Origin of the sequence: Moorena sp. SIO4E2, assembly GCF_010671945.1 — a bacterium.
Lineage (GTDB): Bacteria > Cyanobacteriota > Cyanobacteriia > Cyanobacteriales > Coleofasciculaceae > Moorena > Moorena producens.
In genome coordinates, this window is the sequence record NZ_JAAHIE010001094.1 from 1 (window position 1) to 1,726 (window position 1,726).

The window sequence follows — 1,726 nt, forward strand, 5'->3', positions numbered from 1 at the left end:
TTCGATTACGAATCGAATGCTCTACCACTGAGCTACATCGGCACCAGTTTATTAATATAGCAAATATTACTACAGCAAATCAGTCAGGTAAGTTAGGGTAAAACATTCATGACCAACTCGAACTCAAAAAAACCTTACCCCAATCCCAAAGTCTCTGGGCAAAAAATCAATCCAGAGAAGTATGCCAGGCTAAAAGCAGAAGCCCAACATCCCTACCGAGGCTTAAGAAAATTTATCTATATTGCCTTTGGTGCCTCTGGTTTTATCGGTGCAATGGTTTTTCTAGCCCAGTTAGCTGCTGGTAAATCTGTAGCTACTGCCATGCCTAACTTGGCTCTGCAAATCGGTGTAGTTATCTTGATGGTTTGGCTATTTCGCCTGGAAAATAAGGCAGAACGGAAATTATAGTAGGAAAACCATCACACTCCTTTGAGGTACAGAGGAATCTCAGGGTATACTAATAGGATAAGAAGATTATGGAAGCCATGGTGAGCATAGCCTCTCTAACGGCTCTGATTAGGTGTGAACTAAATGTTTAGGCTCGTCTAGATTTTACCGAAAAGCATCATTACACTCTACTAGACAAAAAATCTTTAGCTGGACAAAACTAACCATCCTATCGGCTTGTTTGAAACACGATATGTAGCTGGTGTCATTCAGGGTCAACAAGCCTATTTGCTGACTAACCTAGTGAATGGTAAAACTCAAACCCTGCTCCAGCCTCAAGGAATTTGGACAATCGGTCGGGGACGCCAGTCAGCAATACAGCTCCCCGAGAGGCGTTTGTCTAGACATCATGCTGTGATTCAGCACATACACAAGCAGGGATTTTACCTAATTGACCTGGAGAGCACCAATGGTTCCTTTATCAATGGAAAACGAGTCAAAGGGCGTCATCTTCTCAAGGATGGCCAGTATGTGCGACTAGCTAGCATTAGTTTTTGTTTTTTCTTTTGCGAACAGACTAAGACTGTAGAGAAAATTAGCTCAGATATCCTAGCCCAAATCGAAGCCTTAGCAGCAGAAAACAACTTGAGCAGTGATCAAGCAACAATTGGCTCATCCTTATCCCTAGATCAGATCAGCCGAGATACTAACCCATTTCTAGAGCCGCAAGAAACAGACGTATTTGCCTCAGAAGACTCTGCACAAGAAATGCAAGAGCTTGAAGGAGCAACCTCTTCTGAACTCACTCCGGCTCAGCAGTTAGAAATTCTAGACCGCTTTTTAATTAGACATTCCTCTCAAGAAAAGTAAATTGTAAGCATTCAGCGGTCAGCGGTGAGTTTATTTTATTCAAAAGCTGATAGCTGATAGCTGATAACTGACCGCTGATAACTGACCGCTGATAACTGACCGCTGATAACTGACCGCTGATAACTGACCGCTGATAGCTGATAGCACCTCAAGTAGCGTGCGCGTAGCGCTTAAGCTGATAGCTGATAGCTGATAGATTAAGCTTCCTCATCTCCTGCTTCAATGCTATCCGCTTCCTTGCTATCCACAGGAGCCACTGAGTTAGCTGAAACTACTGCTCCCATGTCGAGTTGCTGACGTACTTGCTGCTCAATATTTTCAGCAAACTCGGGATGTTCAACTAAATACTTAACTGTATTATCCCGACCTTGAGCAATATTGTCCCCATTGTGGCTATACCAGGCTCCCTTGCGCAGAATGACTTTGGTTTGTTCTGCTAAATCCACCAGACACCCTAAGCGGGAAATCC

At 43.6% G+C, this 1,726-nt stretch carries 2 protein-coding genes and 1 pseudogene; 2 read left to right on the forward strand and 1 reads right to left on the reverse strand.

Features of this window, described 5'->3' with window-relative positions:
• The first annotated feature begins 108 nt into the window (after positions 1-108).
• Positions 109-408 (forward strand): DUF3493 domain-containing protein, encoded by a 300-nt coding sequence (locus F6K37_RS41000; protein ID WP_287257030.1) that lies wholly within the window; start codon positions 109-111, stop codon positions 406-408.
• Positions 409-624: 216 nt separating this feature from the next.
• The gene (locus F6K37_RS41005) at positions 625-1,257 is read left to right on the forward strand and encodes an FHA domain-containing protein (RefSeq protein WP_287257031.1); all 633 of its coding nucleotides are present in this window, start codon (positions 625-627) and stop codon (positions 1,255-1,257) included.
• A 197-nt stretch (positions 1,258-1,454) separates the two neighbouring features.
• Here F6K37_RS41005 and F6K37_RS41010 read toward each other — a convergent pair.
• Positions 1,455-1,726 (reverse strand): annotated as a pseudogene (locus tag F6K37_RS41010) (recombinase RecA); the annotation flags it as partial.

Bases quoted from the DNA above. Each gene is read 5' to 3' on its own strand.
- F6K37_RS41000 (WP_287257030.1), top strand. From the start codon at position 109: ATGACCAACTCGAACTCAAAAAAACCTTACCCCAATCCCAAAGTCTCT.